Genomic DNA, 26,345 nt, shown 5'->3' on the forward strand with positions numbered 1-26,345 from the left:
TGTCCTCTCATTTCGCGGCCAGCACCTGGCCGAACAGTTCAGCGAAGACCGCCTTGGCCTTGCCCGTCTGTTTCACGGCCTTCGCTGCGTCCGCGTTGGCGGGTTCGCCGACCGTGATCAACGCGACCATGCCCATGGCGTAGTGGGGCGCGCACTTCACGCCGTAGACGCCTTCGGCCGTGACGGTGACGGTGAATTCCTCGTTGAACTTGCTCTTGAAGGGCTCCGCGCCTTCCGGGAACATGCCCTTGATGGTCTCGACGTTGTGTCCCTTGTCGGTCGGCACGAAGCGGATCGTGTCGCCGGGGGCTGCTACGATGAGGTCGGGCTCGAACACCATCGTGCCCTTTGAGCCCTTGTTGAGCATCAGGACCTCGATTTCGGCCGCCTGGGCCGCGCCGGCTGCGAATACTGCCGCGCCAAGGGCAAGTGCTGTGAGGATGCGTTTCATTTTTCCAGTCCTTTTGTGTACGCGGCTTGATCTGCCGTTGACCAACCAATACCCCGCGATGCCGTGAGGCAGTTTGCGCAAGCGCAAACAAAGGGTAGAAACCTGAACAGCTTCGACTTCCGGAAGACATCCAGCATGCCGCTCGACAGGTCGCTCGTATCGGGACTTCCCGCCTTCGCCGGACTGAGCGGCGAGGACGTCGACGCAGTCCTTGACACGGCGCGCTCGTCGCGGTTCCCGAAGGATTCTGAGGTCTTCTCGCAGGACGAAGAAGCCGGGCAGTTCTTCCTGCTCCTTTCCGGCCATATCAGGGTGGTAAGGACGACGCCCGAGGGCGATCAGATCATTGCCCGCTACATCAACGAGGGCGAACTGTTCGGCATCGCCATCGCGATGGGGCAGGTGACCTACCCGGCGACTGCCGTCGCCGCTGTCGACTGCGTCGTCCTGGGCTGGCCGAACGCGGCTTGGCCCGGATTGCAGTTCCGCGCTCCGGCGTTTGGTGCGAACGCCTACCAGACGATCGGCGCCCGCCTGCAGGACACGCAGTCACGCGTGGTGGAAATGTCGACGCGCCTGGTCGAGCAGCGGATCGCCGGCGCGGTGATGCGGCTGGTCCAGCAGTCCGGCCGCAAGACCGAGGAAGGCGTCGAGATCGACTTCCCCATCACGCGGCAGGACATCGCGGAGATGACAGGGAGCACGCTCCACACGGTCAGCAGGCTGATGAGCGCCTGGGAAGACGAAGGCATCGTGAAGAGCGGCCGCCAGAAGGTGACCGTCACCGATCCGCACGCGCTCATGCTGGTCGCCGAGAACCGACGCAAGAAATGAGCTCCCGGACACCTGGCCGAAACTATGCTGCGTCGAGGGCGCGTCCGAGATAGAACTCGCTGTTCCTGCAGAAGCCCGGCACGCCCCGCGTTCCGGCATTGACCCACTCCGCGCATTCGGACCCGTGCCTGCAGAAGATGCAGCGCCAGATCGCGTTGCGGATCTGGTTCTCGGACGACAGGCCCGAGGACGGCAGATCGATCCCGAGGTTGCCCGCCATCTTGACCGACTGGTCGAGTCGGGCGGCGACGGCTTCGATCACGCGCATGATTGTTCTCCTTTGCGAGGTTCGGGGTTGTGAGCGTTCGTCTCGAAAGCCGACGGGGCCTCCTCAGACGGGTCCGACCTCATCGCGGCGAGCAGTTCGGCCGAGAAGGCGGCCTCGTCGATCGCATGGGCCGCAGCCGCGTCCGCCACGGTGTGGAAGATGCCGATCGGGCAGCCGATGCAGAGAATCCGATGGCGGATCATGACCCGGATGGTCGCTGGCCATCTGCGCATGATCTCGTCGACCGACATGTCGGGGTCTATGGCGGAAGGCTTCATTTCAGGCGGTCTCCTCGAGCCAGAACCGTAGCCGGCAGCGAACGGCCGATCGTTGTTCCGGCGCAAAGAGCGCGAAGAACGCGGGCTGCGACATCCGGGAACTTTCATTCGCCGCGCGCCTACGCTAGAAAGTGGTATTGGAGATACCACATTGGCCCATCCAGCGCCCACGCAGCTGCAACGCCCTCCCGAGGAACGAGCCGTCGTCCATCCGGAAGTCGACCGGACGTTCATCGGCCGCCTCGTGCGCGAGTTCTACGGACGCGTCCGCCGGAACGATCGCTTGGGGCCAATATTCGCCGCTCACATCGGGGACACCTGGGAGCCGCATCTTGGGAAGATGACGGACTTCTGGTGCTCGGTCATCCTGAAGGACGGCTCCTACAGCGGGCGACCAGTGCCCGCTCATCTCAAGCTGAAACAGGTCCGCGAGGAGGATTTCGAGATCTGGCTCGACACCTTTCGGCAGACTGCGACAGAGCTTTGCGAGCCGGAGATCGCTGCCGTTTTCATTGAACGCGCGGAGAGGATCGCCCGAAGCCTGCAGCTCGCCATGTTCTTCCGCCTGCCCGCCGCGGGGGCGGTTTCGAAGGAAGCCTGAGATGTTGCCTCGCTCTACCGATCCCTTTCCGGATGCCGTCGCGGCGTTTGTTTCGCTCGCCTGGCTTGGAATGCTCCTTGGAGTTTCGTTCTTCGCGACCCCGGTCAAGTTTCAGGCGCCCTCGCTAGAGCTCAAAGTCGCGCTCGAGATCGGTCGTGTGACCTTCGACATCTTCTCAAAGATCGAGTGGGGTCTGGCGGCGCTCCTCGCAATAGCGACGTTCTTTCCGAGGGCTCCGCGCGCGGAGATGGTCTTCACCGCCGTAGCGGTCCTGGTCGTTTCGATCCAGACTTTCTGGCTCCTGCCTGTCCTTGACATGCGGGTCGAGGCTGTCATCTCGGGCGAACCGTTACCGCCATCGATGCACCACGGAGCCTACGCAGTGCTTGAGGCAGTCAAAGCCGTTGCCCTGGTGGCGGTCGGGCTCGTCGCGTTGTTCAGACTGGGTTGGCGCGACCGTCCGGAAAACGTCGCGGGCAGCCAATGAAACTGACCCTCCACACCGATTACGCGCTGCGCATGCTGGTCTACCTCGCGGTCAACCGGGATGGTTCGACCCGCGTCGCCGACGTCGCCGAAAGCTACGGCATCTCCCGCAACCATCTGCTCAAGGTTGCCCTGCGACTCGGACGCCTCGGCTACCTAACGACGGTTCGCGGCCGTTCCGGCGGAATCGCGCTCGCGCAGAAACCGGAAGAGATCAATCTCGGAGAGGTAGTCCGGCAGATGGAAGACGGGTTCGCGCTTGTCGAGTGCATGCGCGCGGACGGAGGCGTTTGCGCGATATCTCCCGCCTGCCGGCTGAAGGGGATTGTCAGGAAAGCTGTCGAGGCGTTCTTATCCGTCTTTGACGATTATTCGCTGGCGGACATCGCCGGGAACAGGGAAGTTCTTGCAGAGCTGCTCGGGCTCACGGGCAAGACGGCGGAGCCAGTATGATCGACTTCCGGAGGGCATCATGATCGGAAAACTCACCTCGACCGAACGACAGTACGCGGCGGTCGTCCTCGTCATGCTATGCGCCGCCGGAATCGCGATGGCCGCGCTCGGCAGGAGCGACACGCTTGGCGTTCATGGCCTGCTGGTGATCCTCTTCGCGGGAGGACTGCTCTACCCGGTCCTGTCCGGGTTTTACGAGTCCGAGCCGACCGAGGACCGCGAGGCGTCCTACTACGACGATCCGATCAAGGTCGGCATCGTGCTATCGATGGCCTGGGCCGTGTTCGGCATGTTCATGGGCGTCTGGGTCGCCGCCCAGCTCGCCTGGCCTGACCTCGCCTTCGACGCGGCTTGGTCGACCTTCGGAAGGCTGCGGCCGACGCACACCTCCGGGGTGATCTTCGGCTTCGGCGGCAACGCGCTGATCGCCACGTCATTCCATGTCGTGCAGCGGACTTCGCGCGCGCGGCTCGCCGGGCAGTTCAGCCCGTGGTTCGTGCTTTTTGGCTTCAACCTGTTCTGCGTCCTCGCCGTCTCCGGCTACCTGCTCGGCGTGACGCAATCGAAGGAATACGCCGAGGCCGAGTGGTATGCCGACCTCTGGCTGGTCGTGGTCTGGGTCACCTACTTCGTCCTTTTCCTTCGCACCATCGCGCGCCGCCGCGAGCCGCATATCTACGTGGCGAATTGGTACTTCATGGCCTTCATCGTGGTCGTCGCGATCCTCCACATCGTCAACAACCTCGCCCTTCCCGTATCGTGGGGGCATGCCAAGAGCTACACGATCTGGCCAGGCGTCCAGGACGCGATGGTACAGTGGTGGTACGGGCACAACGCGGTCGCGTTCTTCCTCACGGCAGGCTTCCTCGGCATGCTCTACTACTATCTTCCCGTGCGGGCGCAGCGGCCGATCTTCTCCTATCGCCTCTCGATCCTCAGCTTCTGGGGCATCACCTTCTTCTATATGTGGGCAGGTTCCCACCACCTCCACTACACGGCGCTTCCGCACTGGGTACAGACGCTCGGCATGACCTTTTCGGTCATGCTGCTGGTGCCGTCATGGGCTTCGGCAGGCAACGCGCTGCTGACGCTCAACGGCGCCTGGCATCGGGTCCGCGACGACGCGACGTTACGCTTCATGATGGCCGCGGCTGTCTTCTACGGCCTGTCGACCTTCGAGGGTTCCTTCATGGCGATCCGCCCGGTGAACGCGCTCAGCCACTACACGGACTGGACGGTGGGCCACGTGCATGCGGGGGCGCTCGGGTGGGTGGCGCTGATCACCTTCGGCTCGTTCTACACGCTGGTGCCGACCCTGTGGAACCGGGAACGCATGTATTCCGCCAGGCTCGTCGAGGTCCACTTCTGGCTCGCGATCGCCGGAACGCTGATCTACGTGTTCGCGATGTGGAATTCGGGCATCATCCAGGGGTTGATGTGGCGGACCTACACGGAAGACGGTGCGCTCGCCTACTCCTTCGTCGACTCCCTCGTCGCGATGTATCCCTACTACATCGCCCGTGCCTTCGGCGGCCTCCTGTTCCTGATCGGCGCGGTCGTCTGCTGCTACAACATCTGGATGACGGTACGGTCGGTGCCGCTGGCGGAGCGGCGCGAGAGCGACGTGCCCGCGGCCGTCGCCGTACCGGGAGAATGAGCGATGCCTGAACTCTTCCACCGGAAGCTGGAGCGCTCGGCGATCGGGTTCGTGCTGGCGATCATCGCCGCCGCGAGCGTCGGCGGCATCGTCGAGATCGCGCCCCTCTTCACAATCGACGAGACTGTCGAGGAAGCGCCCGACATGCGGGTCTATACGCCACTAGAGCTGGCGGGGCGCAACATCTACGTGCGCGAAGGCTGCTATGCCTGCCACAGCCAGATGATCCGCACGCTGCGCGACGAGGTCGAACGCTACGGTCCGTATTCTCTGGCCGTCGAATCCCAGTACGACCGTCCGATGCTGTGGGGGTCGAAGCGCACCGGTCCCGATCTCGCGCGGGTTGGCGGCAAGTATTCCGATTTCTGGCACGTCGCGCACCTAATCAATCCGCGCGACGTCGTGCCGGAATCCAACATGCCAGCCTACGCCTTCCTGGTGCGGACCGAGCTTCGGACGAGCGACCTCGGGCAGCATCTCGCGGCCCAGCAGGCCTTGGGCGTGCCCTACACCGACGAGATGGTCGCAAATGCGGCCCGGGACGCCTATGGCCAGGCCTTCCCCGACAGCGAGGCGGCTTCAGGAGTGAGCGAGCGCTATGGCGAAGCCACCTCGGTGAGCGCCTTCGACGGGGTTGCCACGCGGCTGACCGAGATGGACGCGCTGGTGGCCTATCTGCAGGTCCTTGGCAGGCTGACCGACGCCGCGTTCCGCGACACGGCCGCGACTGAACAAGCTGCCGATGCGGAGGACTGAGCCATGTTCGAGATCAGCCACGAAACCCTTGTCGCCTTCTCCAAGAGCTGGGGGCTGTTCTACCTGATGGGCTTCTTCCTTTGCGTCGTCGCCTACGCCTTCTGGCCCTCGAACCGGAAGCGCTTCGACCGGGCGAAGACCAGCATCCTCGACAGGGAGGACAAGCCATGGAAGTGAACGAGCGCGATCCCGTCACCGGAAGGGAAACGACAGGGCACGAGTGGAACGGCATCAAGGAACTGGATACGCCCGTTCCCCGCGGCGTGCTGATGTTCCTGATCGCGACCCATATCTGGGCTATCGCCTGGTGGTTCTTCGTGCCCGCCTGGCCGCTCGGCACGACCTACACGAAGGGCCTTCTCGGCGTCGACCAGCGCACGACGGTCGAAGAGCGGGTCGTCGAAGGCCAGCAGGAGCGGTCTGTCTGGATGACCCGCCTGGGGTCCGAACCCTACGACGCCATCCTCGCCGACGAGGCGCTGATGGCGTCCGTTCGCGGCACCGGGCGGCAGCTCTTCGGCGACAACTGCGCGGCGTGTCACGGGCGCGACGGCCGCGGACGCGCCGGCTACCCGGACCTGACCGACGATGACTGGCTCTGGGGCGGCGGTCCCGAACTGATCGAGCAGACCCTGCGCTACGGCATCAACACCGCCCATCCGGACGCGCGGATCGCGCAGATGCCCGCCTTCGGGCGCGACGGAATGCTGGAGAGGGACCAGGTCCGCAGCGTCGCGGCCTATGTCTATTCGCTGAGCAATCCCGATTACTCGACCGAGGAGAACCTGGAGCGGATCGAAGCCGGACGCGAGGTCTTCGCCACTACATGCGCGGCATGTCACGGCGAGAACGCCGAAGGCAACCGCGAGGTAGGCGCTCCGAACCTGACGGACACGCGCTGGGTCTACGGCGGCGACCTTCAGACGATCATCGCCTCCGTCCATGGAGGCAGGCAGGGCCACATGCCGACCTGGGACGAACGCATGACCGACGCCGAGATCCGGACCCTATCGCTTTACGTCCACGATCTCGGGACGGGGCAGCCATGACGGCCCGGACCGTAGGCGGACGCAAACGCTGGACTTCCGCATGGCTGCTGGTTCCGGCCGGGCTGCTGCTCGTGGCGGCGGCAAACGCCCATCTCGTCTATGTGGCCGTCACGTCGCAGCCGGACTGCGTGCCCCATCTCAAGGAGGCGGGTACGGGCGGCAGCTACCGGGCCGCCAAGTCGGCGTGCTGAGGGAGGAGTTTCGATGAACGAGACCGACAAGTCCTACTGGCTGCTGAGCGAGACCTCGGGGATCGGCGAGACGCGCGACCCCGCTCTGCAGCGCGGCCTCCCGGCGACGGCCGGACTGCGGTGGCTGGCGCTGGGTTGGCGGGATTTCTGGCGCGGGCCTTTGACCAGCATCGCCTATGGGGTCGGCGTGTTCCTGCTATCGGCAGCCTTCGTCTGGACGCTGTTCGAGTTCGGCCGGGACTACATCCTGTTCCCGTCGTTGGCGGGCTTCCTGATCGTCGCCCCGTTCCTTGCGATCGGCCTTTACGCGAAGAGCCGCGCCCTCGGCGAGGGCCGGACGGTCGGGCTCGTTTCCATGCTCAGAACGCGCCCGAAGGCCGGAGCGCAGGTGTTCTTCGCCGGGCTGCTGCTCAGCATGCTCATGCTCCTGTGGACCCGAGCTGCCGTCATCGTCTGGGCGCTGTTCTTCGGGGTCACCGCCTTCCCGGGCCTGGACAACGTCATCGGCGTGCTGATCGGCTCGCCCTATGGCTGGACGATGATCGCGGTCGGGACGGCCATAGGTGGCATGTTCGCCGCCTTCGCATTTTCAATCGGCGTCTTTGCGGTGCCGATGATGCTCGACCGCAGGGTCGACGCGCTGACGGCCATGGGGACCAGCATGAAGCTGGTGTGGAACAACCTTCCGGCGATGATCGGATGGGGAGCGATGGTGATCGTGCTTTTCGCGCTCTGCGTCGCGACCGGACTGCTGGGCATGATCGTGATCTTCCCGCTGCTCGGACATGCGACCTGGCATGCCTATCTCGCCGTGGCGCGGCCGGAGGCCTGACGCGATGAGCTGCTGCGCGCCCGGAGCGGAGGCCGCCCTGATGGCCGGGCCGGGCCGGGACGTGCCGTCCGAGGAAATCCGGCTGGCCAGCCGGGGCCTCGGTGACGGCATCATGCAGACCGACCTGAGCGTTCCCGGCGCGCACTGCGGCGCGTGCATCGGCGCGATCGAAGGCGCGTTGGGAACGCTTCCGGGCGTGACCGCCGCACGCGTGAACCTGACTGCGAGGAGGGCAGCCGTTAGGTGGCGGACGGACGGTCCGGTGCCGCCAATGATCGATGCCGTTCGCCGGGTCGGCTACGCGGCGACGCTGGCCGAGGCCGATCCGATCGGCGACCCGGAGATGGGCAAGCTGCTGCGGGCGACGGCCGTCGCGGGCTTCGCCGCGATGAACATCATGCTCCTGTCCGTTTCGATCTGGTCCGGGGCCGAGGAGGGCACCCGCCATGCCTTCCATCTGGTCTCCGCGGTCCTGGCCTTGCCCGCGGTGGCCTATTCGGGCCGCATCTTCTTCGCGTCCGCCTGGAGCGCGCTGCGCGTCGGGCGTACCAACATGGACGTGCCCATCAGCGTGGGCATCCTGCTCGCCTTCGTTCTCAGCACGTACGACGCGCTGTCCGGAGGAGAGCACGCCTACTTCGACGCGGTGACGTCGCTCCTGTTCTTCCTGCTGGCCGGGCGCGCGCTCGATCACTCCATGCGTGGGAAGGCGCGCGACGCGGTGCGGTCATTGGCGCGCATGATGCCGCGCGGGGCGACCGTGCTGGACAGGAACGGCGTCCGCGATTTCCGGGACGTTCAGGCGCTGCGCGAGGGAGACACCGTGTTTGTGGCCGTCGGCGAGCGAATCCCGGCCGATGGCACCGTGCTGAAGGGCGTTGGAACGCTGGACCTATCCATCGTTACCGGGGAGACCTCCCCGGAGAGCATCGCGCCGGGGTCGCGGGTGCTCTCGGGGGCGCTGAACCTCAGCGGCCCGATCGAGCTGCGCATCGACCGTCGACCTGGCGACTCGTTCCTGGCCGACATGGTCAGGCTGATGGAGGCCGCCGAAGGCAGCCGCGCACGCTACCGCAGAATCGCCGACCGCGCCGCTGCCCTTTACTCGCCCGTCGTCCATGCGGTCGCGCTGGCGACGTTCGCGAGCTGGCTCGTGACGACGGGCGACTGGCACCGTTCTCTGACGCTGGCGATCGCCGTCCTCATCATCACCTGTCCCTGCGCGCTCGGCCTCGCCGTCCCCATGGTCCAGGCCGCCGCCGCGCGCCGCCTGTTCGGAATCGGGGTCACCATGAAGGACGGCAGCGCGCTGGAGCGGCTTGCGGAGATCGACCACGTCGTCCTCGACAAGACCGGAACGCTGACGACCGGACGGATGCGGGTCTCCTCGCATGACGTTCCCCAGACAGAACTGCCTGTCGCTGCTGGCCTGGCGCGGCTGTCACGCCATCCGGCGGCCAATGCGGTCGCGGCACTTGGCGGCGGCGAAGGGGTCGAGGTATCCGAGGCGCGTGAGATTCCCGGCAACGGGGTCGAAGCCCGTATCGGAGCCTGCATCTGGCGGCTTGGCAGGCCCGGCTGGGCGGTCGAAGGAGACCGCGTTCTGGGCGGCTCAGGGCCGTGGCTTTCCCGCGACGGCATCTTCGTCGGCGGTTTCGCCGTGTCGGATACGGTGCGCGAGGGAGCGGCCGCGGCGGTGACGGCCCTGAAGGATTCCGGGCTGTCGGTGGAACTGCTGTCGGGGGACGCCGAGGAAGAGACCCGGCGGGTCGCGAAGCTGACGGGCATCGGACAGCTGTCGGGAACGCAGCGTCCGGAAGACAAGGTCAGTCGCCTGGAAACGCTCCGCCGGGAGGGGAGACGGGTATTTATGGTCGGCGACGGCATCAACGACGCGCCTGCCCTTGGAGCGGCGCACGTCTCGATGGCACCATCGACGGCAGCCGATGTCGGACGCAGCGCGGCCGATCTCGTCTTCCTGGGCTCCAGCCTGCGCAGCGTGCCGGAGGCGATATCCGTGGCGCGTAAGTCGATGCGCCTCGTCCGGCAGAACATCGCGATCTCGATCGCCTACAACGCGCTCGCGCTGCCGCTCGCCGTGGCGGGCTACGTTACGCCGCTCGTCGCTGCCGTGGCGATGTCGACGTCATCCATCCTGGTCGTGGCCAACTCGCTGCGGGTGCTTTCCGACAGACGCGAGCCAGCGCCAGAATCGGGGGCGGACGTCCTGCGTCCGGCGACGGCATGACCGGGCTCCTGGCGTGGCTGGTTCCCGTGGCCCTGGGCATGGGCCTGGCGGGCCTGCTTGCCTTCCTCTGGTCGATGAAGAGCGGACAGCTCGAGGATCTCGACGGAGCGGCGGAGCGCGTTCTTCACCAAGGCAGTGATGCGCCGCTGCCCGGGCCGGAATGTCGTCCCGGAAGCAGGCGTTGAGGACGAAAAGGAACGATCATGGGAATGACGGCCGACAGGAAGTTCGACTGGATCGCGGCGCTCTCCGTCGCCGCTGGAGCGGCGGTGATTGTTCCGAGCATCGCAGCTGTGGCGGTCAGCCTGATCGCTGTAGCGGTTCGGATGTTCTAGCGGATCGACGTTGCTCGCTCATCCGATGAAGATACCGACCGTTTCGACATGTTTCATTGCGCGGCCGCAGGGGGTGGCGAAACGTTCATGTCACTGGCGTTGAGCTTGATCAGTCAAATGAAAATTTGAGACGTTATATAGCGAAAAAATTCTATTGAGTTGCCATCGGGCAGGGGTCATCGGTGACGATGAATTCTCGCTTCCGGAGTGAAACGATGCTGTCCGATCTGCTCGAGAACAACCGCGTGTGGGCTGCGGCGCAGGTCGAGAATGATCCTGGCTATTTCGAGAGACTGGCGACCTTGCAGCGGCCCGAATATTTATGGATCGGGTGCTCCGACAGCCGGGTGCCCGCCAACGTGATTGCGGGATTGCAACCCGGTGAAGTTTTCGTTCATCGAAACGTAGCCAACCTTGTTCATCCCGGCGACCTGAACCTGCTTTCCGTGCTCGAGTACGCGATCGAGGTTCTGCACATACGCCACGTGATCGTGTGCGGGCACTACGGCTGTGGCGGCATACGGGCAGCGATGGAGGACCAGCCCCACGGTCTTGTCGATCATTGGCTGCAGCCCGTCCGCGAACTAGCGGAACTGCACGCGGCCGACCTCGATCGTGTCCAGGATCCGTTGACGCGGGCAGATCTGCTCTGCCGCCTTTCGGTGAAATCGCAGGTGGATCGACTCTGCAACTCGACGATCATGCGATCCGCATGGAAACGGGGAAGCCGCATCAGGGTTCACGGATGGATATACGGGCTGCGCGACGGCCGGTTAGCCGACCTTGGTTGCAGCAGGCCGCCGCTACTTCCGTAGACACGCGTGCAGTGGCCTGGGTCCGCGCCCTGCATGTCGACGGTGCAAGAAAGCTGTCGGCTAGCCCATGATCTTTTCGTTTGTCAGGCATTCCAGTGACGCAAAATAGTGAGTTCTGACAAATTTCGACGGACGCGAAAGGCATTCACATGGACTGGCCGAACAAAGGAATTCTCGAGATGATCGGCATGGAACTGCCGATCATTCAGGCACCCATGGCAGGTCCTGTATTCGCCGATATGGTAGTGGCGGTCTCGGAGGCCGGCGGCCTTGGGTCGCTGCCATGCGCCACGATGACGGCCGAGGTTGCGCGATCGGAGCTTGCGCGAATACGCGAAAGGACCTCGCGGCCGATCAACGTCAACTTCTTCTGCCACGATCAGCCCTCCGACGACGCCGGGAAGGATATCGCCTGGAGGCGAGCCCTGGAACCCTACTACCGCGAATTCGGCCTCGATCCGGAGGCGCCTTACGCGTCGTCGAGCCGGAATCCTTTCGACGATGAATTCTGCGGGTTGGTCGAAGAGTTCCGCCCGGAAGTGGTGAGCTTTCATTTCGGCCTTCCTTCAAGGGCCCTGCTCGAGCGGGTGAAGTCCACCGGCGCCAAGGTGCTGTCGTCCGCCACGACGGTCCGGGAAGCGCGTTGGCTGGAACTGAATGGCTGCGATGCCATCATCGCGCAAGGATTCGAAGCAGGAGGACATAGGGGCAGCTTCCTCACGGCAGACATGGCGACCCAGCTCGGCACCTTTGCCCTCGTTCCACAGGTGGTAGACGCCGTTCGGGTGCCAGTCATCGCCGCGGGAGGCATCGCCGACGCTCGCGGGATCTTGGCGGCGCTGGCGCTAGGAGCGTCCGCCGTGCAGATCGGCACGGCCTATCTGTTCACACCCGAAGCACGTCTCGCGACGCCGCATCGACAGGCGTTGCAAAACGAACGTGCCGAAGAGACTGCGCTGACCAACGTGTTCACCGGACGGCCCGCACGAGGCATCCTCAATCGCGTCATGCGTGAACTCGGTCCAATGAGCTCGGTGGCTCCTTCCTTTCCGTTGGCGGGCGGAGCGCTAGCCCCCATCAGGGCCGCGGCAGAGGAGACGGGGTCCGGCGAGTTCATGTCGCTATGGTCCGGTCAGGCGGCAAGGCTCTGCCGCGAGCTTCCTGCAGGCGAACTCACACGGCAGCTTGCCGCTGACGCTCAGGGAATGCTCGCCCGGATGGGAGAGAGGCGGGGATGACCCGACGCGGCCGCGGTGAAGTCCTTCGGGAACGAACGCCGCTCACGCTCCGGCCGGACGGAGACGGCCCCGAGGCAGCCGTCGCTTGGGATCAGCTCGACCGAGCCGAACAGGCCGCGCTCATGCGTCTCAACCGAGGCCGTTGCCTCGCGATCGATCAGGTGACCGTCGCTCGATTGCTCTGTCTGGGTCTCGCGACAAGACTCCCGTCGGGCTTGGGCATCAGCAGGAAAGGACGCGAGCTTGCGATTTCAGCGCTTCTTTCCTCCGGGACCGTCACCGGACCACCTGCTTGAGACCTTCAATCGCCGCCTGGAGATCCGCGCGCACCTCGCTACCGTCCGGATAGATCGCGTACGCCGGATAGGTGTAGCGCGGCGCATCCGCAACGAGCTTGAGTTCTGCCTTTTCAAGATGCCGTTTCACCGCCCCTCTGCGAAAATAGCCCATGCCGCCGGCACGAAGGATATAGCTCAGGCCCAATGGCCCAAGTCCTACCGCAAGACCCGGAGCCTCGGCGGTTGCGCTCGCGAAACCGTGCGCCGCGGCAAACTGCGGACCCCAATCCACGTGTACGTAATCAGGCTGGTGTCCATCCTCATGGTGTTCCGGCGTACGCACGAGCACCAGTTCTTCCTCTTCGACGAGTTCAATCCTGAAGCCGGGCAGCAGCGGCGGCGCGTATAGAACCGCGATGTCGAGAACGCCCGTACGGAGCTGTTCGATTAGCTGGTCGGGCACGCCAACGTTGGCACGGATGCCTATCTCAGGATGCCGTTTCTTCATCCAGACCAGCCAGTCGAGCAGAACGGGATTCCAGAGACTGAGTTCTCCACCCAGAGCGACGACGCTGGTGCGCCCCGGCGGGACGGAAAGCTGTTGTCTCGCACGCTCCCACACCTGGACGAAAGACTGCGCGTAACGCTCGAACTCTCGGCCTGCGGCAGTCAGGGTCACGCCGTTGCGGCTGCGCACGAAAAGCCGATTCCCGAGGCTTTCTTCCAACGTGCGAATACGGGCGCTTACGGTCGTCTGGGTGACGTGGAGGCGATCGGCAGCCTTGAGAAAGCTCCCGGTATGAATGATCTCGAGGAACGTGCGTGCGCGATCGACATCCACGTCGGCCTCCCCTTCGAAGCAACAATTTTGCATTGATAGCGCATTTAATTCCGTTTGCCTTCATGTTTCCTCGGGCGCAGTTTCAAGCCGCACCTCACGACGAAACGGTCTCCGATGTCAGACGAAGACGAAACCGACCTGCCTCAATACGCTTCTCCTCCGTGCTTCATGCACGAGCTGTCACGGGGAGCGCCGCTCGCGCCCAAGCGCAGCGATGCCTGGGACGATGTCTCACGGTGGAGGAAAGCGGAGCGCAGGCGGCTGATCGACGAGCGGTTGGCGCTGGTATCGGCGGACCGTATCGCTCGGTCCGAGCGTCTCGCGGAAAAGCTTGACCAGGCAATCGGCCGGGTCTCGGGGCGCATCGTCTCAAGCTACTGGCCGTTTCGTGGCGAACCGGACCTTCGCAACTGGGCCATAAAGGTGATCGAACGAGGCGGGCGGATCGCGCTGCCCGTCGTGCTTCGGAAGTCAGAACCGCTGGAATTCCGGGTCTGGCAACCGGGAGATCCGCTGGAGCGAGGCGTCTGGAACATCCTGGTGCCCTCCCGCGGACCAGCCGTCCTTCCGGACGTGGTGATCGCGCCGGTCGTCGGTTTCGACACGGCAAACTATCGCCTGGGGCACGGCGGCGGGTATTTCGATCGAACGCTGGCGGCTATGCCCCGAATGCCTCTCAGGATCGGTATCGGCTTCGCCACCGCGAAGATTGCGACCATCTACCCGCAGCCGCACGACATTCCCATGGATACGATCGTCACCGACTGACCACGGAAGGCAGGCATGGCCTGCGCACCGATGGCTTCGACGGCATCGCCGTCAAACTGCCACGTCTGCGGTGGAGAAAGGCAGGACACGATGTCGGATATTGCGACGACAGGAGAGGACCAGCGGTCTCGCTTCTTCGTGCGCTGGGCTTTTTCCACCAACCACAAGGATATCGGAACCCTCTATCTGCTCCTTGCGATGCTGTCTGGAGTGCTCGGTACCGGGCTGTCGGTTGCGCTGCGCATGGAACTGCAGGAACCCGGGATGCAGCTATTCGCCGATCCCGGACTGTTCAACGTCGTGGTGAGCGCGCACGGGCTTGTGATGATCTTCTTCGTCATCATGCCAGCGCTCATCGGCGGCTTCGGCAACTGGTTCGTGCCTATCATGATCGGCGCGCCGGACATGGCGTTCCCGCGCTTGAACAACGTCTCGTTCTGGCTGCTGGTGGCTTCCCTGGTCCTGTTCGCCTGCTCGATGTTCGTACCCGGGGCGCCCGGAATTTCCGGACACGGCGGCGGCTGGACGCTCTACCCGCCATACTCGAGCACTGGCCAGCCCGGCCCCGCCGTCGACTTCGTCATCCTTTCAATACATCTGTCGGGAGCGTCGTCGGTGCTCGGCGCTATCAACTTCATCACCACCATTTTCAACATGCGGGCGCCGGGCATGACGCTGCACAAGATGCCACTCTTCGCGTGGTCGATGCTTGTGACCGCCTTCATGCTGCTGCTGGCTCTCCCGGTTCTTGCAGGCGCGATCACCATGCTCCTGACGGACCGCAATTTCGGCACGACCTTCTTCGTGCCGGAAGGCGGCGGGGACCCTGTCCTGTACCAGCACCTGTTCTGGTTCTTCGGTCACCCGGAGGTCTACATCATGATCCTCCCAGCCTTCGGCATCGTAAGCCATGTGATTTCGACGTTCGCGAGAAAGCCGATCTTCGGCTATCTCGGCATGGCATATGCGATGGTGGCGATCGGCATGATCGGCTTCGTCGTCTGGGCACACCATATGTTCACCGTCGGACTCTCTTTGGACAGCCAGCGGTACTTCGCTTTCGCTTCCATGGTCATCGCCGTGCCGACCGGCGTGAAAGTTTTCTCCTGGCTCGCCACCATGTGGGGCGGCTCCATCACGATGAGGACGCCCATGCTCTGGGCGGCGGGCTTCGTGCTGCTGTTCACGATCGGCGGCGTGACGGGCGTGGTTCTCGCGAATCCCGGCATCGACCGCGTCCTGCACGATACCTACTACGTCGTCGCCCACTTTCACTATGTGCTGTCTCTCGGCGCCGCGTTCGCCATTTTCGCGGGCTGGTACTACTGGTTCCCGAAGATGAGCGGCTACCTGATGAGCGAGACGCTCGGGAAGCTCCACTTCTGGCTCACATTTTCGGGGGTCAATCTCGTCTTCTTCCCCCAGCATTTCCTCGGCCTCGCCGGCATGCCGCGCCGTTACGCCGACTACCCCGACGCGTTCGCAGGCTGGAACCTCGTCTCTTCGATCGGATCCTACATCTCGGCAGCCGGCCTGTGCGTATTCCTCGTCGCGGTCGTCGAAGCGTTCGTCCGGAAGCGCCTGGCGGGCGCGAATCCTTGGGGGAGGGCGCGACGACGCTGGAATGGACGCTGTCCTCGCCTCCGCCGACGCACCCATTCAGCCAGCTGCCACTGATACGGTGAGGACACGGCCATGAACGAATCCAGCGAACTTGTCGCCAACCTTCCAGCGATAATCCTTCTGTCGTTCTGGTGGGCGGTGATTTCCGCATTCGATCGACACCTGTCGCGTGAGAAATCGGAACAGGCGCGGCAGCAGGTTCCGGCGTCTGGGGTTCCGCCGGACCGACAGAACCAGCCCGATCCCCGCCTCGAAGCCCTGTGTGCGGTCGATCCCGGGTTCGACTTGGACACGTTCCTTGCGGGTGCGGCACGAGCTTACGAAGAGATCCTGAACCTGTACGCAAACGCCGATCTGGAAGCCCTCAGACCGCTGATCTCGGCGGAGGTCCATGCGGCCTTTTCCGACGTCAGGAAAGCTCAGGATGAACGAGGTGAAGCGGTCGTCTTCGCCTACGTGGGCCTCACGTCCGCCGAAATCGAGTTCGTGGCGGTGAACGGCGATCAAGCCGAGATAGGCGTGCGCTTTCGGGCCGAAATCGTGAGCGCGGTTCTATCGGCGACGGGCGCCGTGGTGAGCGGGGAATCCACCGCCGTGACGGGGACGGACGAGGTATGGACCTTCGCGCGCCAGTTGGAGAGCGGTGACGTCAACTGGATCCTTGTGGCAACTTGCCAGGATTGATGAGAGCGTAGGCACAATGCCACGGCAGTGCAAAGAGCCTGCCTTCGCCTCCTAGCCGACACCACAGCGGCCTCTAAAGCCAGGCGCATACTGTGCTCGGACCATGACACCTGTCGCAAAAGCTTGATGCGGACAGTGCAAGGAATGCGGATTCAGGCTGCATTTCTATTCGTTTGATTGACGACGACCGAGGCGCGACGATGCGAGCGAGGGTCGAGGCCCGTGCACGTGGTCGCCCTCAATCAAGGAGGCGTCGACATGCTGCACGCGCAAGACATCATGACCCGCAAGGTCGTCACCGTTCGATCGGAAAGCACGATTTCAGAGGCTGCGGCCCAGATGGTCCGTCACCGCATCAGCGCCGTCCCGGTGGTCGACGACGGTCTGCTCGTGGGGATTATCAGCGAAGGGGATCTCGTTCACCGCGCCGAAATCGGAACCGCGGAACGAAGCCGCTCCTGGTGGCTCACACTTTTCCGGGACCCGTCGACTATGGCCAAGGAATACGCCCGGTCCCACTCCAGGCACGTCGCAGACCTGATGACCCGGACCGTCCGATCGGTGGAGGAGAAGGCGTCGGTTGAACAGATAGCGGAACTCATGGACCGCGCCCGGATCAAGCGGGTTCCTGTGACTAGGGGCGGCGCTGTGGTCGGCATCGTCAGCAGGGCGGACCTCGTCAAGGCGATCGCGGGCGCGAAACCGGAGGATACGGATGCGCATCCGAGCGACGAGGGAATACGAACACGGCTGCTGGAGGAGCTCGGGCTTCAGCCTTGGGCAAGCGCGACACAGATCGGCGTCGAAGTGCGCGACGGATTCGTCTCTTTCTGGGGGACCGTGAACTCGGAAGAGGAACGGCGCGCTTCTCGAATCCTGGCGGAGAACCTCGCCGGCGTCCGTGGCGTCGAAGATCATCGGCTAGTGATCGATTTCCCCGCCTACGCCCTCTAGCCACGTCGCGCATTCCCTCCGCGATCCCCGACGGCTGCACGCTGGGCAAAGCCGTGCGACTTTGCAAACTGCCCCGGAACGGTTATCAACGTCGTATAGAACAGAGCGTCTCCAATTGCTGTCGCATCCTGAAGGCCACATTGTCGAAAGTTTCCGCGGGCGGTTCTTCAACCACGCCGGCTGCCTCATCGCATGCATCTAGCCCTGGCGCGGCCGCGAGGCCGTCGACCGGGGGCCGGAAATCCAACCAAGCCTAAAATTCGGTTCTGATTTCCGGGTCCGCCACCGCTGGCCCGGTGGAGATGCATCATGACAGACGAAATCCATGGTCGCCCAGGCGTGGCATTCATCTTCGTTGTCCGCGGGAGGCGGATATGAGGGTGGTCATCGTAGGAAGCGGGGTCATCGGCGTGACCTCGGCGTGGTACCTGGCTCGCGAGGGCCATGAGGTCACCGTGCTGGACCGCCAGCCCGGTCCGGCGCTCGAAACAAGCTTCGCCAACGCGGGGGAAGTATCCCCCGGCTACTCGTCTCCCTGGGCAGGCCCCGGGGTGCCGCTGAAGGCGATCAAGTGGCTCCTGATGAAACACGGGCCGCTGGCGATCCGCCCACGTCTGGATCCCGCGATGTGGTCTTGGATCCTGAAGATGCTGTCGAACTGCACCTCGCAGCGATACGCGGTAAACAAGGCACGCATGGTGCCCATCGCGGAATACAGCCGCGACTGCCTTCGCGAGCTGAGAACGACGACCGGCATCGAATACGACGAACGGTCACATGGCACCCTGCAGCTCTTTCGCACGCAAAAGCAGCTCGACGGGATCGTCAGCGACATCGAGGTCCTGAAGCAGTTCGGGGTTGAATACACGGTCCTTGCCGCCGCGGGCTGCGTCGCCGCGGAACCCGCGCTCGAGCGCGTGAGCCACAAGTTCGTGGGGGGCCTCCGGCTTCCTGACGACGAGACAGGAGACTGTCGAGTTTTCACGGAAAAGCTTGCGGCGCTCGCGTCCGCAGCTGTCGACTTCCGCTACGGTGTCGCCGTCGACGGTCTCGTTCAGGAACGCGGCAAGGTTTCGGCTGTCCGCACGGCGAAAGATGTGTTCCCCGCCGATGCCGTTGTCATCGCGGCGGGGAGCTATTCGCCACGCTTGCTGAAGCCCATGGGCGTCCGCATTCCGGTCTACCCGGTCAAGGGCTACTCGCTGACGTTCCCGATCGCGGACGAGGCTGCCGCGCCTGTGTCCACGGTGATGGACGAGACCTACAAGATCGCCATCACGCGGCTTGGGGACCGGATCCGGGTGGGCGGCACGGCCGAGATTTCCGGCTTCGATCTCTCCTTGCCACGCTCGCGCCGCGCACCGCTCGAACATTCGGTCGCGGACCTGTTTCCAGGAGCCGGACTCGCCAGCGAAGCCTCCTTCTGGTGCGGCCTCAGGCCGATGACCCCGGATGGCCCCCCGATCGTGGGCGCCACGTCCGTGCCGGGCGTTTTCGTCAATACAGGGCATGGCACCCTCGGGTGGACGATGGCCTGTGGTTCCGGACGTATACTCGCCGACATCGTGTCCGGAAAGATTCCAGAGATCGACGTGACCGACCTCGGTCCTGGGCGGTACCGATCATGAGCGCCGCGGCCCTGCGCGCGGGTGCGATCCTGACGGTGGACCTCGATGCGGTCGTTGCGAACTGGCGGCTGCTGTCGAAGCTGGCGGAGGGCGCCGAATGCGCCGCCGTGGTCAAGGCGGACGCCTACGGCCTCGGCGCGGGGCGGGTCGGCGTCGCCCTTCAGGCGGCGGGTTGCAGGACCTTCTTCGTCGCCCATCTCGAGGAAGGACTCGAACTCCGGAAGGCGATCGGCTTCAGTTCGCGTGTCTTCGTCCTGAACGGCACTCCTGCGGGTACCGAAAGCGAGTTCCTCAACTCGGTCCTGATCCCGGTCGTCAACACGGCGGGAGAACTCGCCGCCTGGCGCGATCATGCCCGGGAGAAGGGACGCAGCATGCCTGTCGCCCTCCAACTCGACACTGGCATGTCGCGCCTCGGGCTGTCGCACGGCGACGTGGCCGAGCTGGCGGGGGAGCCGATGGGCCTTAGCGGCCTCTCCGTCGAGCTGGTCATGAGCCATCTCGCCTGTGCCGACGCGCCGGCGCACCCTGCCAACGGACGGCAGCGGCGCGCGTTCGCCAAGCTCCGGACTGTTCTGCCCAGGCGGGCGGCATCTTCGCTCGCGAACTCCGCCGGAATTCTCCTGGGGCCGGAATTCCGCTTCGACCTGGTTCGGCCGGGAGCGGCGCTCTACGGGATCAACCCGGTCCCAGATGGTTCGAACCCCTTCAGGCAGGCCGTTACGCTATCGACGCGTGTGATTCAGATCCGCGAGGTCCCAGCCGGGACAAGCGTCGGCTATGGCCACGCGCGGACTGTGGAAAGGCAAAGCCGTCTCGCGACGCTTTCGCTCGGCTACGCGGACGGCTGGCCACGCGCCGCGAACATGTCCGCCTTCTACAAGGGTCAGGCACTGCTCTTCGCGGGGCGCGTATCGATGGACAGCATCGTCGTCGATGCGACCGACTGCGCCAAGGCCCCTCGCGAAGGCGAGTTCGTAAGTCTCATGTGTCGAGAACAGACCGTGGACGATGTCGCCCGTGCCGCCGGCACGATCGGCTATGAGATCCTCACCCGGCTCGGCCGACGCTTCGCTCGAGACTACGGTCGCCACGCAGCGCTCGCTGCCTGATCCGCGCCATCGCGGCAACACTCACGACCAAGCAATATCAATGAAGGAAACATGATGGCTGAACACACCCTGCTCGATGACGCGCTGATCCGCCTCGACGAAGCCGCGGCTCACCTGAGCATCGATCCCGACGTGATCGAGAAGCTGAAATACGCCCGCGAGACCACCAAGGTCAGGCTGATGATCCGCATGGACGACGGATCGCGGAAATCGTTTTTGGCGTGGCGCTGCCGCTACGACGACACACGCGGACCGACGAAGGGCGGCATCCGCTTCCACCCGGCTTCGACCGCAGAGGAAGTCGAGACGCTCGCTTTCTGGATGACGTTCAAGTGCGCGGTGATGAACCTGCCCTATGGTGGCGGCAAGGGGGCCGTCCAGGTGGATCCGCGAACTCTGTCCAAGGCGGAGCTCGAGAGGCTTTCCCGCGCGTACATCCAGGCGTTCGCACGCATCATCGGACCCGACCGGGACATACCCGCGCCGGACGTCTACACGAACTCCATGATCATGGGCTGGATGGCCGATGAGTACGCGCAGATCGTCGGCCAGCACCAGCCTGCGGTTATCACCGGGAAGCCGATCGCGCTCGGCGGCTCCCTGGGACGCAGCGACGCCACCGCGCGAGGCGGCTACTATCTCGTGAGACATCTGACATCGGACCTGCAACTCGACGAGACGATGCGGGTGGCGATCCAGGGCTTCGGCAACGCAGGGCAGCATATCGCGCGGCTGCTTGCCGCGGACGGCCACAAGATCGTCGCCGTATCGGACTCCGAGGGAGCGGTCTTCTCCGCAGCGGGCCTGCATGTCGACCTGCTCATCGACGCAAAGGCCAACGGAAGATCCGTTTCCAGCACCGCCGGAACCGGCGGCCACGAGCGGGCGGGGCCGGACGAGCTTCTTGCGGCCGAGTGTGACCTGCTCGTTCCCGCGGCATTGGAGAACATGATCCACGAGGGAAACGCCGGAACGGTCAAGGCGAAGCTCGTGCTTGAACTCGCCAACGGCCCCCTCACGGCGGAAGCGGACGAAATCCTGCAGGCAAACGGAACCGTCGTGCTTCCCGACATCCTGGCGAACGCAGGAGGGGTCACCGTCTCCTACTTCGAATGGGTCCAGAACCGACAGGGCTTCTACTGGCCAGTCGAGGAAATCCACGAGCGGCTGCGGACGATCATGGAACGCGAAGGACGCGAGGTCTGGAACGTCAGCAGGAGCAAACAGGTTACGATGCGCACCGCGGCCTATGTCCACGCGCTCGGCCGTCTCGCCGAGGCGATCGAGGCTCACGGCACCCAGAGCTTCTTCACCAGCTGATGCTGCGGCATGACCTTCATCGGAGATCGCGTTGAACCTGCTGCTCACCCGTCCCAAGGCGCAGGCTGCCGCCATGTCGGAGGTTCTGGAGCGAAGAGGGCACAGTGTCCATCTCGCGCCTCTGCTGCAGGTGGATCCCCTGCCATTCGACGGCAGGACCCTCGGGACAGCCTCGGCGATCATCCTCACCTCCGCCAACGCGGTGCCTGCGCTCGAGGGTCTGGATCCGGGGATCCGGGTTTTCGCGGTAGGTCCCGACACGGCATCGGCCGCGAGGGCTGCGGGCCTGTCGAACATCGTGGCCGCTTCCGGCACGGCTGGAAGCCTGCTCGAAATGGTCAGGCACCACTGGCGGCCGGAGTATGGGCCGTTGGCATATCCCAGCGGCCGCCATGTCTCGGTGGATGTCGCGGGAGCGCTTGCGGCGCAGGGCTACAGCTGCGGGCGGGTGGAAGTCTACGCTACCTCCCAGGCCCGGCAGCTGCCCGAGGAAGCGAAGAACCTCCTGCGACGCGGACAGATCGACGCCGTGCTGTTCATGTCGGTGCGGACAGCGGATGCATTCTGCGGACTGGTCGCGTCGACGGGCAATTCCGAAGTCTGCAGGAGGGCGAGGTCCCTGTCGCTGTCGGACAAGATCGCCACTCGGCTGGGGCAGCTGCCGTGGATCGAGTCCCTCACGGCCGCCTCGCCGACAAGGGAAGGAATCCTTCGCGCGGTCGACGGGCTGGAGACGGGTCACGGCGCAGAAGGATTCCGGCCTTTACCCCGCTGACGCCGCGGGCCGGAGGGCACCCGGACTGCCGGGCGCGCTCCGCAGAAATCATGGGAACAGCAGGATCCGATCGTCGCATCCCTCGCTGAGATGCGTGGACAGTCCGAGCTGGCCCAGCAGCCCGAGGAAGGGTCGCGGCGGCAGCTCTTCCACGTTCGCCATCCTGCCCACGTCCCAACGGCCAGTGGCGACCAGGATTGCCGCGGCCACGGCCGGCACACCTGCCGTGTACGAGATGCCCTGGCTCCCGACCTCTTCGCAGGCCTCCTCGTGATCGGCGACGTTGTAGATGAAAATCTCGCGCTCGCGGCCGTCCTTCACGCCTTTTGCAAGGGTGCCGATGCACGTCTTGCCCGTGTAGCCGTCAGCCAGTGACGACGGGTCCGGAAGCACCGCCTTCACCACCTTGAGCGGAACGACATCGACGCCCTCCGCCGTGGTGACGGGCTTTTCGGACAGTAGACCCAGGTTCTTCAGGACATTGAAGACGTTGATGTAGTGATCGCCGAAGCCCATCCAGAAGCGGACGTTCGGGATGTCAAGCAACTGCGACAGGGAATGCACTTCGTCATGCCCGGTCAGGTAAGCCTTCTGCCGCCCGACCACGGGAAGTTCCCACTCCTGCCCGACCTCGAACATCCGGTTGGAGGTCCACTTCTCCTCCTGCCATGACCAGACCTGCCCGGTGAACTCCCGGAAATTGATCTCCGGGTCGAAGTTCGTGGCGAAGTACCTCCCGTGGCTGCCGGCGTTGATGTCGATGATGTCGAGCGAGTCGATCAGGTCGAAATAGTCGTCCTTCGCGAGCCGCGCGTAGGCGTTCACGACACCTGGATCGAAACCTGCACCGAGGACGGCGGTCACGTTGGCTGCGGCGCATTCCTCGCGGCGCTTCCACTCGTAGTTCTCGTACCAGGGCGGGGCCTCGCACACCTTGGCGGGGTCTTCGTGGATCGCGGTATCGATGTAGGCGGCGCCTGTCGCGATGCAGGCCGAGAGCACGGACATGTTCACGAATGCCGAGCCGACATTGATGACGATCTGCGCGCCTGTTCGCCGGATCAGGTCTTCGGTGGCTGCGGTATCGAGCGCGTCCAGCTGGTGGGCCTCCAGTTTGCCCTCGGCGTTCAGCACGTTCTTTTCGCGGATCGACGCGATGATCGCCTCGCACTTTTCCAAGGTCCGGGAGGCGATGTGGATGTCGCCGAGGATGTGGTTGTTCTGCGCGCATTTGTGCGCGACGACCTTCGCTACGCCGCCCGCGCCGATAATCAGGGCATGCTTTTTCATTTCGGGGAGGGTGCTCCTTCCTTGCTTGGATGAGGATTTCACGAGAGGCTGGATTCGTAGTCGGCGTAGCCGAACTCGCGGACGGTTCGGATGGACCCGTCGAGTTCGCGCACGGCAATGGAGGGCATCGCCACGCCGTTGAACCAGTTCTTCTTCACCATGGTGTAGCCAGCCGCGTCCTGGACCGAGACGCGGTCGCCGACTTCGAGCGGGGCCTGAAAGCGGAAGCTGCCGAAGATGTCTCCCGCCAGGCAGGACTTGCCGCAGACCATGTATTCGAAGGGTCCGGTGTCAGGCGCGATCCTGGCATCCTGCCTGTAGATCAGCAGATCCAGCATGTGCGCTTCGACCGAGGCGTCGACGATCGCCAGCTTCCGGCCGTTGTCGAACGTGTCGAGCACCGTCACTTCGAGCGTCGCGCTGTCGGTGATCGCGGCCTCGCCTGGCTCGAGGTAGACTTGGGCGCCGAATTTCTCGGAGAAGCGCCGCAGGCGTTCGCACAGCGCGTCCAGCGGATAGCCGTCTGCTGCAAAGTGGATGCCGCCGCCCAGGCTTATCCAGTCGGCGTAGTGCAGCAGGTCGCCGTACCTCGCTTCGATCCGGTCGAGCATCTGGGAAAACAGCGCGAAGTCGCCGTTCTCGCAGTTGTTGTGGATCATGAAGCCGTTGATCCGGTCGAGGACGGCTTCGATCCTGCCCGGGTCGGTTTCGCCGAGGCGACTGAACGGACGCGACGGATCGGCAAGATCGAAGTGCGACGCGCTGATGCCCGGGTTGAGCCGAAGCCCGCAGGCGAGGCCGCCCACGCGCGCGCCGAAGCGATCAAGCTGGCCGATCGAGTTGAAGATGATCTTGTCGGCAAGCATCGCCGCTTCGTCGATCTCGTGGTCAGCCCAGGCGACGCTGTACGCGTGGGTTTCGCCTCCGAAGCGGGTTCGCCCAAGCCTGACCTCGTTAAGCGAGGAGGAGGTCGTGCCGTCCATGTAGGGGCGCATGAAGTCGAACACGCCCCAGGCCGCGAAACACTTCAGTGCAAGCAGCGCCTTCGCACCGGACTTCTCGCGCAGGTAGGCGATCCGCTCGAGGTTGCGGAGCAGCCTGGACTTGTCGATGAGATAGTGCGGGGTCTTCGTCATGGCTGGCCCTTGCCTTTCCGGATTGCCGACATCTTCAGCGGATCGACCACGGCGAGGCCGAGCGCCCGCCTCTTCATCGCGCGCGCCGCCAGAGACACGTTGACCGAAACCTTCGCCGCGTAGGATTCGGCGAAGGACCGGAGCGGGATGTCGGACGGTCCCTGCCTCATCCCAGGGGAGCGCTCGGAGAACCTGTCGGGAGCAGGGTGGAAGCGACCGTCGGCGACAGTCCCGATCCACTCGCAGACGTGGTCCTCCGGCTCTCGCAGCCGGGCGAGCAGTTCCAGATACCCTTCCTGGAGCGCAGGCGTGTCTTCCCGCCTGCTTGCGCATGACAGACGGTGGAGCTCGCAGGCGAGCGCGTGGGCGTCGCGCCGCGGCTTCCGCCAGTAGACGCGCCTGCCATCAGCTACATCCAGGTACTCGTCGGCCGCGGCGATCGGGATTGCTTCCGCCGCATGCGCGGCGAACAGCATCAGCGGATCCGCGCAGCCGCCGTCCGGAAGATCATCTTCGCCCGGTCGGAGGCCGCGAGGACGGAACTCAAGGAGCTTCGTCAGAGACGCGGAAACCTGCCGGCTTCCCGCCGACACGGCAGCCGCGTCGGTGAGGCCAAGTCCAGCCACCTTGTGGAGTGCGTGCGCGATCGCCAGCCTGATGCCGGCTTCCGTCCCGTGACATCGTTCGACGGGTGCGAATCCAGCCGTCGAACGCGCGCGGAACAAGGCGTCGACAATCTCCCGAGCCATGGCTACGTCGCATTCCAGCGCATCCGCGATTCCGAGATCGGTCTTCATCTTTTCATGCCAGGCAATCTCGCGGCAGGCATCGACCTTCGCCATCATCTGAACCCCGCCCGTCTTGGTGCTTCCGCCCCCGTCGAAGGAGGCGGGATTGCAGTTGGTGATTGCTGGGCGACGCCGTCTGAAGCCCCAAGGCATGTGAGGACCCCGTCAGACGAAAGAGCGCTTCGGATTCGTTTGAGGACGTCCGGATTCGACAGCTTGCGACAGAAGCGCGCCACCGCGGGCGAGAATTCACCGCCACGTTCCCGGGGCCAGATAACCGCAAGCACCACGTCGACAGGCTGTTCATCGGGAGCCCGGAACCAGACCGGGCGGTCAAGGATCGCAAGCGTCGCAGCAGGCGCCCGGAGCCCGGTCAGAAGGGCGTGAGGAACGGCTATGCCATGTCCGATACCAGTAGAACCGAGGCTTTCCCGGTTCAGAAGCGCCGCCAGGACCGTCTCCTCAGGTGCGCCGGCCCGGGCAGCCAGGCGGCCGGATAACGTCCTGAGCAGTGGCCGTCTTGCCTGTGCCGGCTCTCGGACGTGAATGTCCCGCAGATGCAAAAGATCGAGAATATCCATGATGGCCTCCTCGCGCCGGCCCAACTGCCGAGGCGGTCGCGCCCGGGCGATGGGCGCGAAGTGGATGTCTGTTGT

30 protein-coding genes and 1 pseudogene are annotated in these 26,345 nt (G+C 64.5%); 23 read left to right on the top strand and 8 right to left on the bottom strand.

What is annotated here, in order from left to right; translation table 11 throughout:
* Positions 1 to 7: 7 nt before the first annotated feature.
* Positions 8 to 451, bottom strand: coding sequence for a pseudoazurin (locus tag IAI54_RS01365; RefSeq protein WP_187970656.1), 444 nt, complete (start codon positions 449 to 451; stop codon positions 8 to 10).
* A 135-nt stretch (positions 452 to 586) separates the two neighbouring features.
* Between IAI54_RS01365 and IAI54_RS01370 the strand changes: the two genes are divergently transcribed.
* A complete protein-coding gene (locus IAI54_RS01370) occupies positions 587 to 1,285 on the top strand; it encodes a Crp/Fnr family transcriptional regulator (RefSeq protein WP_187970657.1) in 699 nt (232 codons plus the stop codon).
* Positions 1,286 to 1,307: 22 nt separating this feature from the next.
* Here IAI54_RS01370 and IAI54_RS01375 read toward each other — a convergent pair whose 3' ends face one another.
* Both IAI54_RS01375 and IAI54_RS01380 read right to left on the bottom strand, forming a co-directional pair.
* The gene (locus IAI54_RS01375) at positions 1,308 to 1,553 is read right to left on the bottom strand and encodes a DUF6455 family protein (RefSeq protein ID WP_187970658.1); all 246 of its coding nucleotides are present in this window, start codon (positions 1,551 to 1,553) and stop codon (positions 1,308 to 1,310) included.
* Complete coding sequence (locus IAI54_RS01380; RefSeq protein WP_187970659.1) at positions 1,544 to 1,831, bottom strand: DUF1858 domain-containing protein; 288 nt, start codon at positions 1,829 to 1,831, stop codon at positions 1,544 to 1,546. Before IAI54_RS01380 ends, IAI54_RS01375 begins: the two co-directional genes overlap by 10 nt.
* Positions 1,832 to 1,883: 52 nt before the next feature.
* Between IAI54_RS01380 and IAI54_RS01385 the strand changes: the two genes are divergently transcribed.
* The 14 genes from IAI54_RS01385 (at position 1,884) to IAI54_RS01445 (ending at position 12,492) form a co-directional block, all read left to right on the top strand.
* The gene (locus IAI54_RS01385; RefSeq protein ID WP_338021485.1) at positions 1,884 to 2,432 is read left to right on the top strand and encodes a group III truncated hemoglobin; all 549 of its coding nucleotides are present in this window, start codon (positions 1,884 to 1,886) and stop codon (positions 2,430 to 2,432) included.
* A 1-nt stretch (position 2,433) separates the two neighbouring features.
* Complete coding sequence (locus IAI54_RS01390; RefSeq protein ID WP_187970660.1) at positions 2,434 to 2,919, top strand: DUF4149 domain-containing protein; 486 nt, start codon at positions 2,434 to 2,436, stop codon at positions 2,917 to 2,919.
* Positions 2,916 to 3,371, top strand: a complete 456-nt coding sequence (locus IAI54_RS01395; RefSeq protein WP_187970661.1) for an Rrf2 family transcriptional regulator — start codon at positions 2,916 to 2,918, stop codon at positions 3,369 to 3,371. The genes IAI54_RS01390 and IAI54_RS01395 overlap by 4 nt, the downstream gene beginning before the upstream one ends.
* A 19-nt stretch (positions 3,372 to 3,390) precedes the next feature.
* The gene (gene ccoN / locus IAI54_RS01400; protein WP_420838257.1) at positions 3,391 to 5,028 is read left to right on the top strand and encodes a cytochrome-c oxidase, cbb3-type subunit I; all 1,638 of its coding nucleotides are present in this window, start codon (positions 3,391 to 3,393) and stop codon (positions 5,026 to 5,028) included.
* Between the two features lie 3 nt (positions 5,029 to 5,031).
* A complete protein-coding gene (ccoO, locus tag IAI54_RS01405; protein WP_187970662.1) occupies positions 5,032 to 5,784 on the top strand; it encodes a cytochrome-c oxidase, cbb3-type subunit II in 753 nt (250 codons plus the stop codon).
* A 3-nt stretch (positions 5,785 to 5,787) separates the two neighbouring features.
* Positions 5,788 to 5,961, top strand: a complete 174-nt coding sequence (locus IAI54_RS01410; RefSeq protein ID WP_187970663.1) for a cbb3-type cytochrome c oxidase subunit 3 — start codon at positions 5,788 to 5,790, stop codon at positions 5,959 to 5,961.
* Complete coding sequence (ccoP, locus tag IAI54_RS01415) at positions 5,952 to 6,833, top strand: cytochrome-c oxidase, cbb3-type subunit III (protein ID WP_187970664.1); 882 nt, start codon at positions 5,952 to 5,954, stop codon at positions 6,831 to 6,833. Before IAI54_RS01410 ends, ccoP begins: the two co-directional genes overlap by 10 nt.
* On the top strand, positions 6,830 to 7,024 hold the full coding sequence (locus IAI54_RS01420) for a hypothetical protein (RefSeq protein WP_187970665.1): 195 nt from the start codon (positions 6,830 to 6,832) through the stop codon (positions 7,022 to 7,024). Before ccoP ends, IAI54_RS01420 begins: the two co-directional genes overlap by 4 nt.
* A gap of 13 nt (positions 7,025 to 7,037) precedes the next feature.
* On the top strand, positions 7,038 to 7,856 hold the full coding sequence (locus IAI54_RS01425) for a DUF2189 domain-containing protein (RefSeq protein WP_187970666.1): 819 nt from the start codon (positions 7,038 to 7,040) through the stop codon (positions 7,854 to 7,856).
* Positions 7,857 to 7,860: 4 nt separating this feature from the next.
* The gene (locus tag IAI54_RS01430; RefSeq protein WP_187970667.1) at positions 7,861 to 10,104 is read left to right on the top strand and encodes a heavy metal translocating P-type ATPase; all 2,244 of its coding nucleotides are present in this window, start codon (positions 7,861 to 7,863) and stop codon (positions 10,102 to 10,104) included.
* Positions 10,101 to 10,289 carry a cbb3-type cytochrome oxidase assembly protein CcoS gene (gene ccoS, locus IAI54_RS01435; protein ID WP_187970668.1) on the top strand — a complete coding sequence of 63 codons (189 nt, stop codon included), beginning with the start codon at positions 10,101 to 10,103 and terminating at the stop codon, positions 10,287 to 10,289. Before IAI54_RS01430 ends, ccoS begins: the two co-directional genes overlap by 4 nt.
* A 24-nt stretch (positions 10,290 to 10,313) precedes the next feature.
* The gene (locus IAI54_RS29085; protein WP_275403597.1) at positions 10,314 to 10,439 is read left to right on the top strand and encodes a hypothetical protein; all 126 of its coding nucleotides are present in this window, start codon (positions 10,314 to 10,316) and stop codon (positions 10,437 to 10,439) included.
* Positions 10,440 to 10,654: 215 nt separating this feature from the next.
* A complete protein-coding gene (can, locus tag IAI54_RS01440; RefSeq protein ID WP_187970669.1) occupies positions 10,655 to 11,254 on the top strand; it encodes a carbonate dehydratase in 600 nt (199 codons plus the stop codon).
* A gap of 149 nt (positions 11,255 to 11,403) precedes the next feature.
* The gene (locus tag IAI54_RS01445) at positions 11,404 to 12,492 is read left to right on the top strand and encodes an NAD(P)H-dependent flavin oxidoreductase (RefSeq protein WP_187970670.1); all 1,089 of its coding nucleotides are present in this window, start codon (positions 11,404 to 11,406) and stop codon (positions 12,490 to 12,492) included.
* A gap of 276 nt (positions 12,493 to 12,768) precedes the next feature.
* On the opposite strand, the gene IAI54_RS01450 is transcribed toward IAI54_RS01445, so the two are convergent.
* Positions 12,769 to 13,611, bottom strand: a complete 843-nt coding sequence (locus IAI54_RS01450) for a LysR family transcriptional regulator (RefSeq protein WP_235679218.1) — start codon at positions 13,609 to 13,611, stop codon at positions 12,769 to 12,771.
* A gap of 114 nt (positions 13,612 to 13,725) precedes the next feature.
* Between IAI54_RS01450 and IAI54_RS01455 the strand changes: the two genes are divergently transcribed.
* From IAI54_RS01455 to IAI54_RS01490, 8 genes and pseudogenes are all read left to right on the top strand, one after another.
* On the top strand, positions 13,726 to 14,379 hold the full coding sequence (locus IAI54_RS01455; protein ID WP_187970672.1) for a 5-formyltetrahydrofolate cyclo-ligase: 654 nt from the start codon (positions 13,726 to 13,728) through the stop codon (positions 14,377 to 14,379).
* A gap of 90 nt (positions 14,380 to 14,469) precedes the next feature.
* Positions 14,470 to 16,064, top strand: a pseudogene (gene ctaD, locus IAI54_RS01460) (cytochrome c oxidase subunit I).
* Positions 16,065 to 16,074: 10 nt separating this feature from the next.
* Entirely contained in the window at positions 16,075 to 16,686 is a 612-nt protein-coding gene (locus IAI54_RS01465; protein WP_187970673.1) for a Tim44/TimA family putative adaptor protein, read from the top strand.
* 258 nt (positions 16,687 to 16,944) lie between these two features.
* Positions 16,945 to 17,640 carry a CBS domain-containing protein gene (locus tag IAI54_RS01470; protein ID WP_187970674.1) on the top strand — a complete coding sequence of 232 codons (696 nt, stop codon included), beginning with the start codon at positions 16,945 to 16,947 and terminating at the stop codon, positions 17,638 to 17,640.
* Between the two features lie 374 nt (positions 17,641 to 18,014).
* The gene (locus IAI54_RS01475; RefSeq protein ID WP_187970675.1) at positions 18,015 to 19,268 is read left to right on the top strand and encodes a D-amino acid dehydrogenase; all 1,254 of its coding nucleotides are present in this window, start codon (positions 18,015 to 18,017) and stop codon (positions 19,266 to 19,268) included.
* Entirely contained in the window at positions 19,265 to 20,380 is a 1,116-nt protein-coding gene (gene alr, locus IAI54_RS01480; protein ID WP_187970676.1) for an alanine racemase, read from the top strand. The genes IAI54_RS01475 and alr overlap by 4 nt, the downstream gene beginning before the upstream one ends.
* A 54-nt stretch (positions 20,381 to 20,434) precedes the next feature.
* Entirely contained in the window at positions 20,435 to 21,700 is a 1,266-nt protein-coding gene (locus IAI54_RS01485) for a Glu/Leu/Phe/Val family dehydrogenase (protein WP_187970677.1), read from the top strand.
* A 31-nt stretch (positions 21,701 to 21,731) separates the two neighbouring features.
* The gene (locus IAI54_RS01490; RefSeq protein WP_187970678.1) at positions 21,732 to 22,475 is read left to right on the top strand and encodes a uroporphyrinogen-III synthase; all 744 of its coding nucleotides are present in this window, start codon (positions 21,732 to 21,734) and stop codon (positions 22,473 to 22,475) included.
* A gap of 48 nt (positions 22,476 to 22,523) precedes the next feature.
* Here the strand turns inward: IAI54_RS01490 and IAI54_RS01495 are convergent, their stop codons facing one another.
* The 4 genes from IAI54_RS01495 to IAI54_RS29230 are packed head-to-tail and all read right to left on the bottom strand — an operon-like array spanning position 22,524 to position 26,270.
* On the bottom strand, positions 22,524 to 23,765 hold the full coding sequence (locus IAI54_RS01495) for a saccharopine dehydrogenase family protein (RefSeq protein ID WP_187970679.1): 1,242 nt from the start codon (positions 23,763 to 23,765) through the stop codon (positions 22,524 to 22,526).
* A 38-nt stretch (positions 23,766 to 23,803) separates the two neighbouring features.
* Positions 23,804 to 24,901 (bottom strand): carboxynorspermidine decarboxylase, encoded by a 1,098-nt coding sequence (locus IAI54_RS01500; protein ID WP_187970680.1) that lies wholly within the window; start codon positions 24,899 to 24,901, stop codon positions 23,804 to 23,806.
* Complete coding sequence (locus tag IAI54_RS28780) at positions 24,898 to 25,746, bottom strand: hypothetical protein (RefSeq protein ID WP_210321198.1); 849 nt, start codon at positions 25,744 to 25,746, stop codon at positions 24,898 to 24,900. Before IAI54_RS28780 ends, IAI54_RS01500 begins: the two co-directional genes overlap by 4 nt.
* Entirely contained in the window at positions 25,743 to 26,270 is a 528-nt protein-coding gene (locus IAI54_RS29230) for a PTS sugar transporter subunit IIA (RefSeq protein WP_187970682.1), read from the bottom strand. The genes IAI54_RS28780 and IAI54_RS29230 overlap by 4 nt, the downstream gene beginning before the upstream one ends.
* Positions 26,271 to 26,345: the final 75 nt, after the last annotated feature.

The organism is Aquibium microcysteis (genome assembly GCF_014495845.1).
GTDB lineage: Bacteria > Pseudomonadota > Alphaproteobacteria > Rhizobiales > Rhizobiaceae > Aquibium > Aquibium microcysteis.

Coding starts and splice junctions, on each gene's coding strand:
- IAI54_RS01390 (WP_187970660.1), top strand. CDS start 2,434: ATGTTGCCTCGCTCTACCGATCCCTTTCCGGATGCCGTCGCGGCGTTT.
- ccoS (WP_187970668.1), top strand. CDS start 10,101: ATGACCGGGCTCCTGGCGTGGCTGGTTCCCGTGGCCCTGGGCATGGGC.
- IAI54_RS01365 (WP_187970656.1), bottom strand. CDS start 451: ATGAAACGCATCCTCACAGCACTTGCCCTTGGCGCGGCAGTATTCGCA.
- IAI54_RS01500 (WP_187970680.1), bottom strand. CDS start 24,901: ATGACGAAGACCCCGCACTATCTCATCGACAAGTCCAGGCTGCTCCGC.
- ccoO (WP_187970662.1), top strand. CDS start 5,032: ATGCCTGAACTCTTCCACCGGAAGCTGGAGCGCTCGGCGATCGGGTTC.
- can (WP_187970669.1), top strand. CDS start 10,655: ATGCTGTCCGATCTGCTCGAGAACAACCGCGTGTGGGCTGCGGCGCAG.
- IAI54_RS01495 (WP_187970679.1), bottom strand. CDS start 23,765: ATGAAAAAGCATGCCCTGATTATCGGCGCGGGCGGCGTAGCGAAGGTC.
- IAI54_RS01395 (WP_187970661.1), top strand. CDS start 2,916: ATGAAACTGACCCTCCACACCGATTACGCGCTGCGCATGCTGGTCTAC.
- IAI54_RS28780 (WP_210321198.1), bottom strand. CDS start 25,746: ATGATGGCGAAGGTCGATGCCTGCCGCGAGATTGCCTGGCATGAAAAG.
- IAI54_RS01380 (WP_187970659.1), bottom strand. CDS start 1,831: ATGAAGCCTTCCGCCATAGACCCCGACATGTCGGTCGACGAGATCATG.
- IAI54_RS01470 (WP_187970674.1), top strand. CDS start 16,945: ATGCTGCACGCGCAAGACATCATGACCCGCAAGGTCGTCACCGTTCGA.
- IAI54_RS01425 (WP_187970666.1), top strand. CDS start 7,038: ATGAACGAGACCGACAAGTCCTACTGGCTGCTGAGCGAGACCTCGGGG.
- IAI54_RS01430 (WP_187970667.1), top strand. CDS start 7,861: ATGAGCTGCTGCGCGCCCGGAGCGGAGGCCGCCCTGATGGCCGGGCCG.
- ccoN (WP_420838257.1), top strand. CDS start 3,391: ATGATCGGAAAACTCACCTCGACCGAACGACAGTACGCGGCGGTCGTC.
- IAI54_RS01375 (WP_187970658.1), bottom strand. CDS start 1,553: ATGCGCGTGATCGAAGCCGTCGCCGCCCGACTCGACCAGTCGGTCAAG.
- IAI54_RS29085 (WP_275403597.1), top strand. CDS start 10,314: ATGACGGCCGACAGGAAGTTCGACTGGATCGCGGCGCTCTCCGTCGCC.
- IAI54_RS29230 (WP_187970682.1), bottom strand. CDS start 26,270: ATGGATATTCTCGATCTTTTGCATCTGCGGGACATTCACGTCCGAGAG.
- IAI54_RS01465 (WP_187970673.1), top strand. CDS start 16,075: ATGAACGAATCCAGCGAACTTGTCGCCAACCTTCCAGCGATAATCCTT.
- IAI54_RS01475 (WP_187970675.1), top strand. CDS start 18,015: ATGAGGGTGGTCATCGTAGGAAGCGGGGTCATCGGCGTGACCTCGGCG.
- IAI54_RS01370 (WP_187970657.1), top strand. CDS start 587: ATGCCGCTCGACAGGTCGCTCGTATCGGGACTTCCCGCCTTCGCCGGA.
- IAI54_RS01485 (WP_187970677.1), top strand. CDS start 20,435: ATGGCTGAACACACCCTGCTCGATGACGCGCTGATCCGCCTCGACGAA.
- ccoP (WP_187970664.1), top strand. CDS start 5,952: ATGGAAGTGAACGAGCGCGATCCCGTCACCGGAAGGGAAACGACAGGG.
- IAI54_RS01410 (WP_187970663.1), top strand. CDS start 5,788: ATGTTCGAGATCAGCCACGAAACCCTTGTCGCCTTCTCCAAGAGCTGG.
- IAI54_RS01445 (WP_187970670.1), top strand. CDS start 11,404: ATGGACTGGCCGAACAAAGGAATTCTCGAGATGATCGGCATGGAACTG.
- IAI54_RS01455 (WP_187970672.1), top strand. CDS start 13,726: ATGTCAGACGAAGACGAAACCGACCTGCCTCAATACGCTTCTCCTCCG.
- alr (WP_187970676.1), top strand. CDS start 19,265: ATGAGCGCCGCGGCCCTGCGCGCGGGTGCGATCCTGACGGTGGACCTC.
- IAI54_RS01420 (WP_187970665.1), top strand. CDS start 6,830: ATGACGGCCCGGACCGTAGGCGGACGCAAACGCTGGACTTCCGCATGG.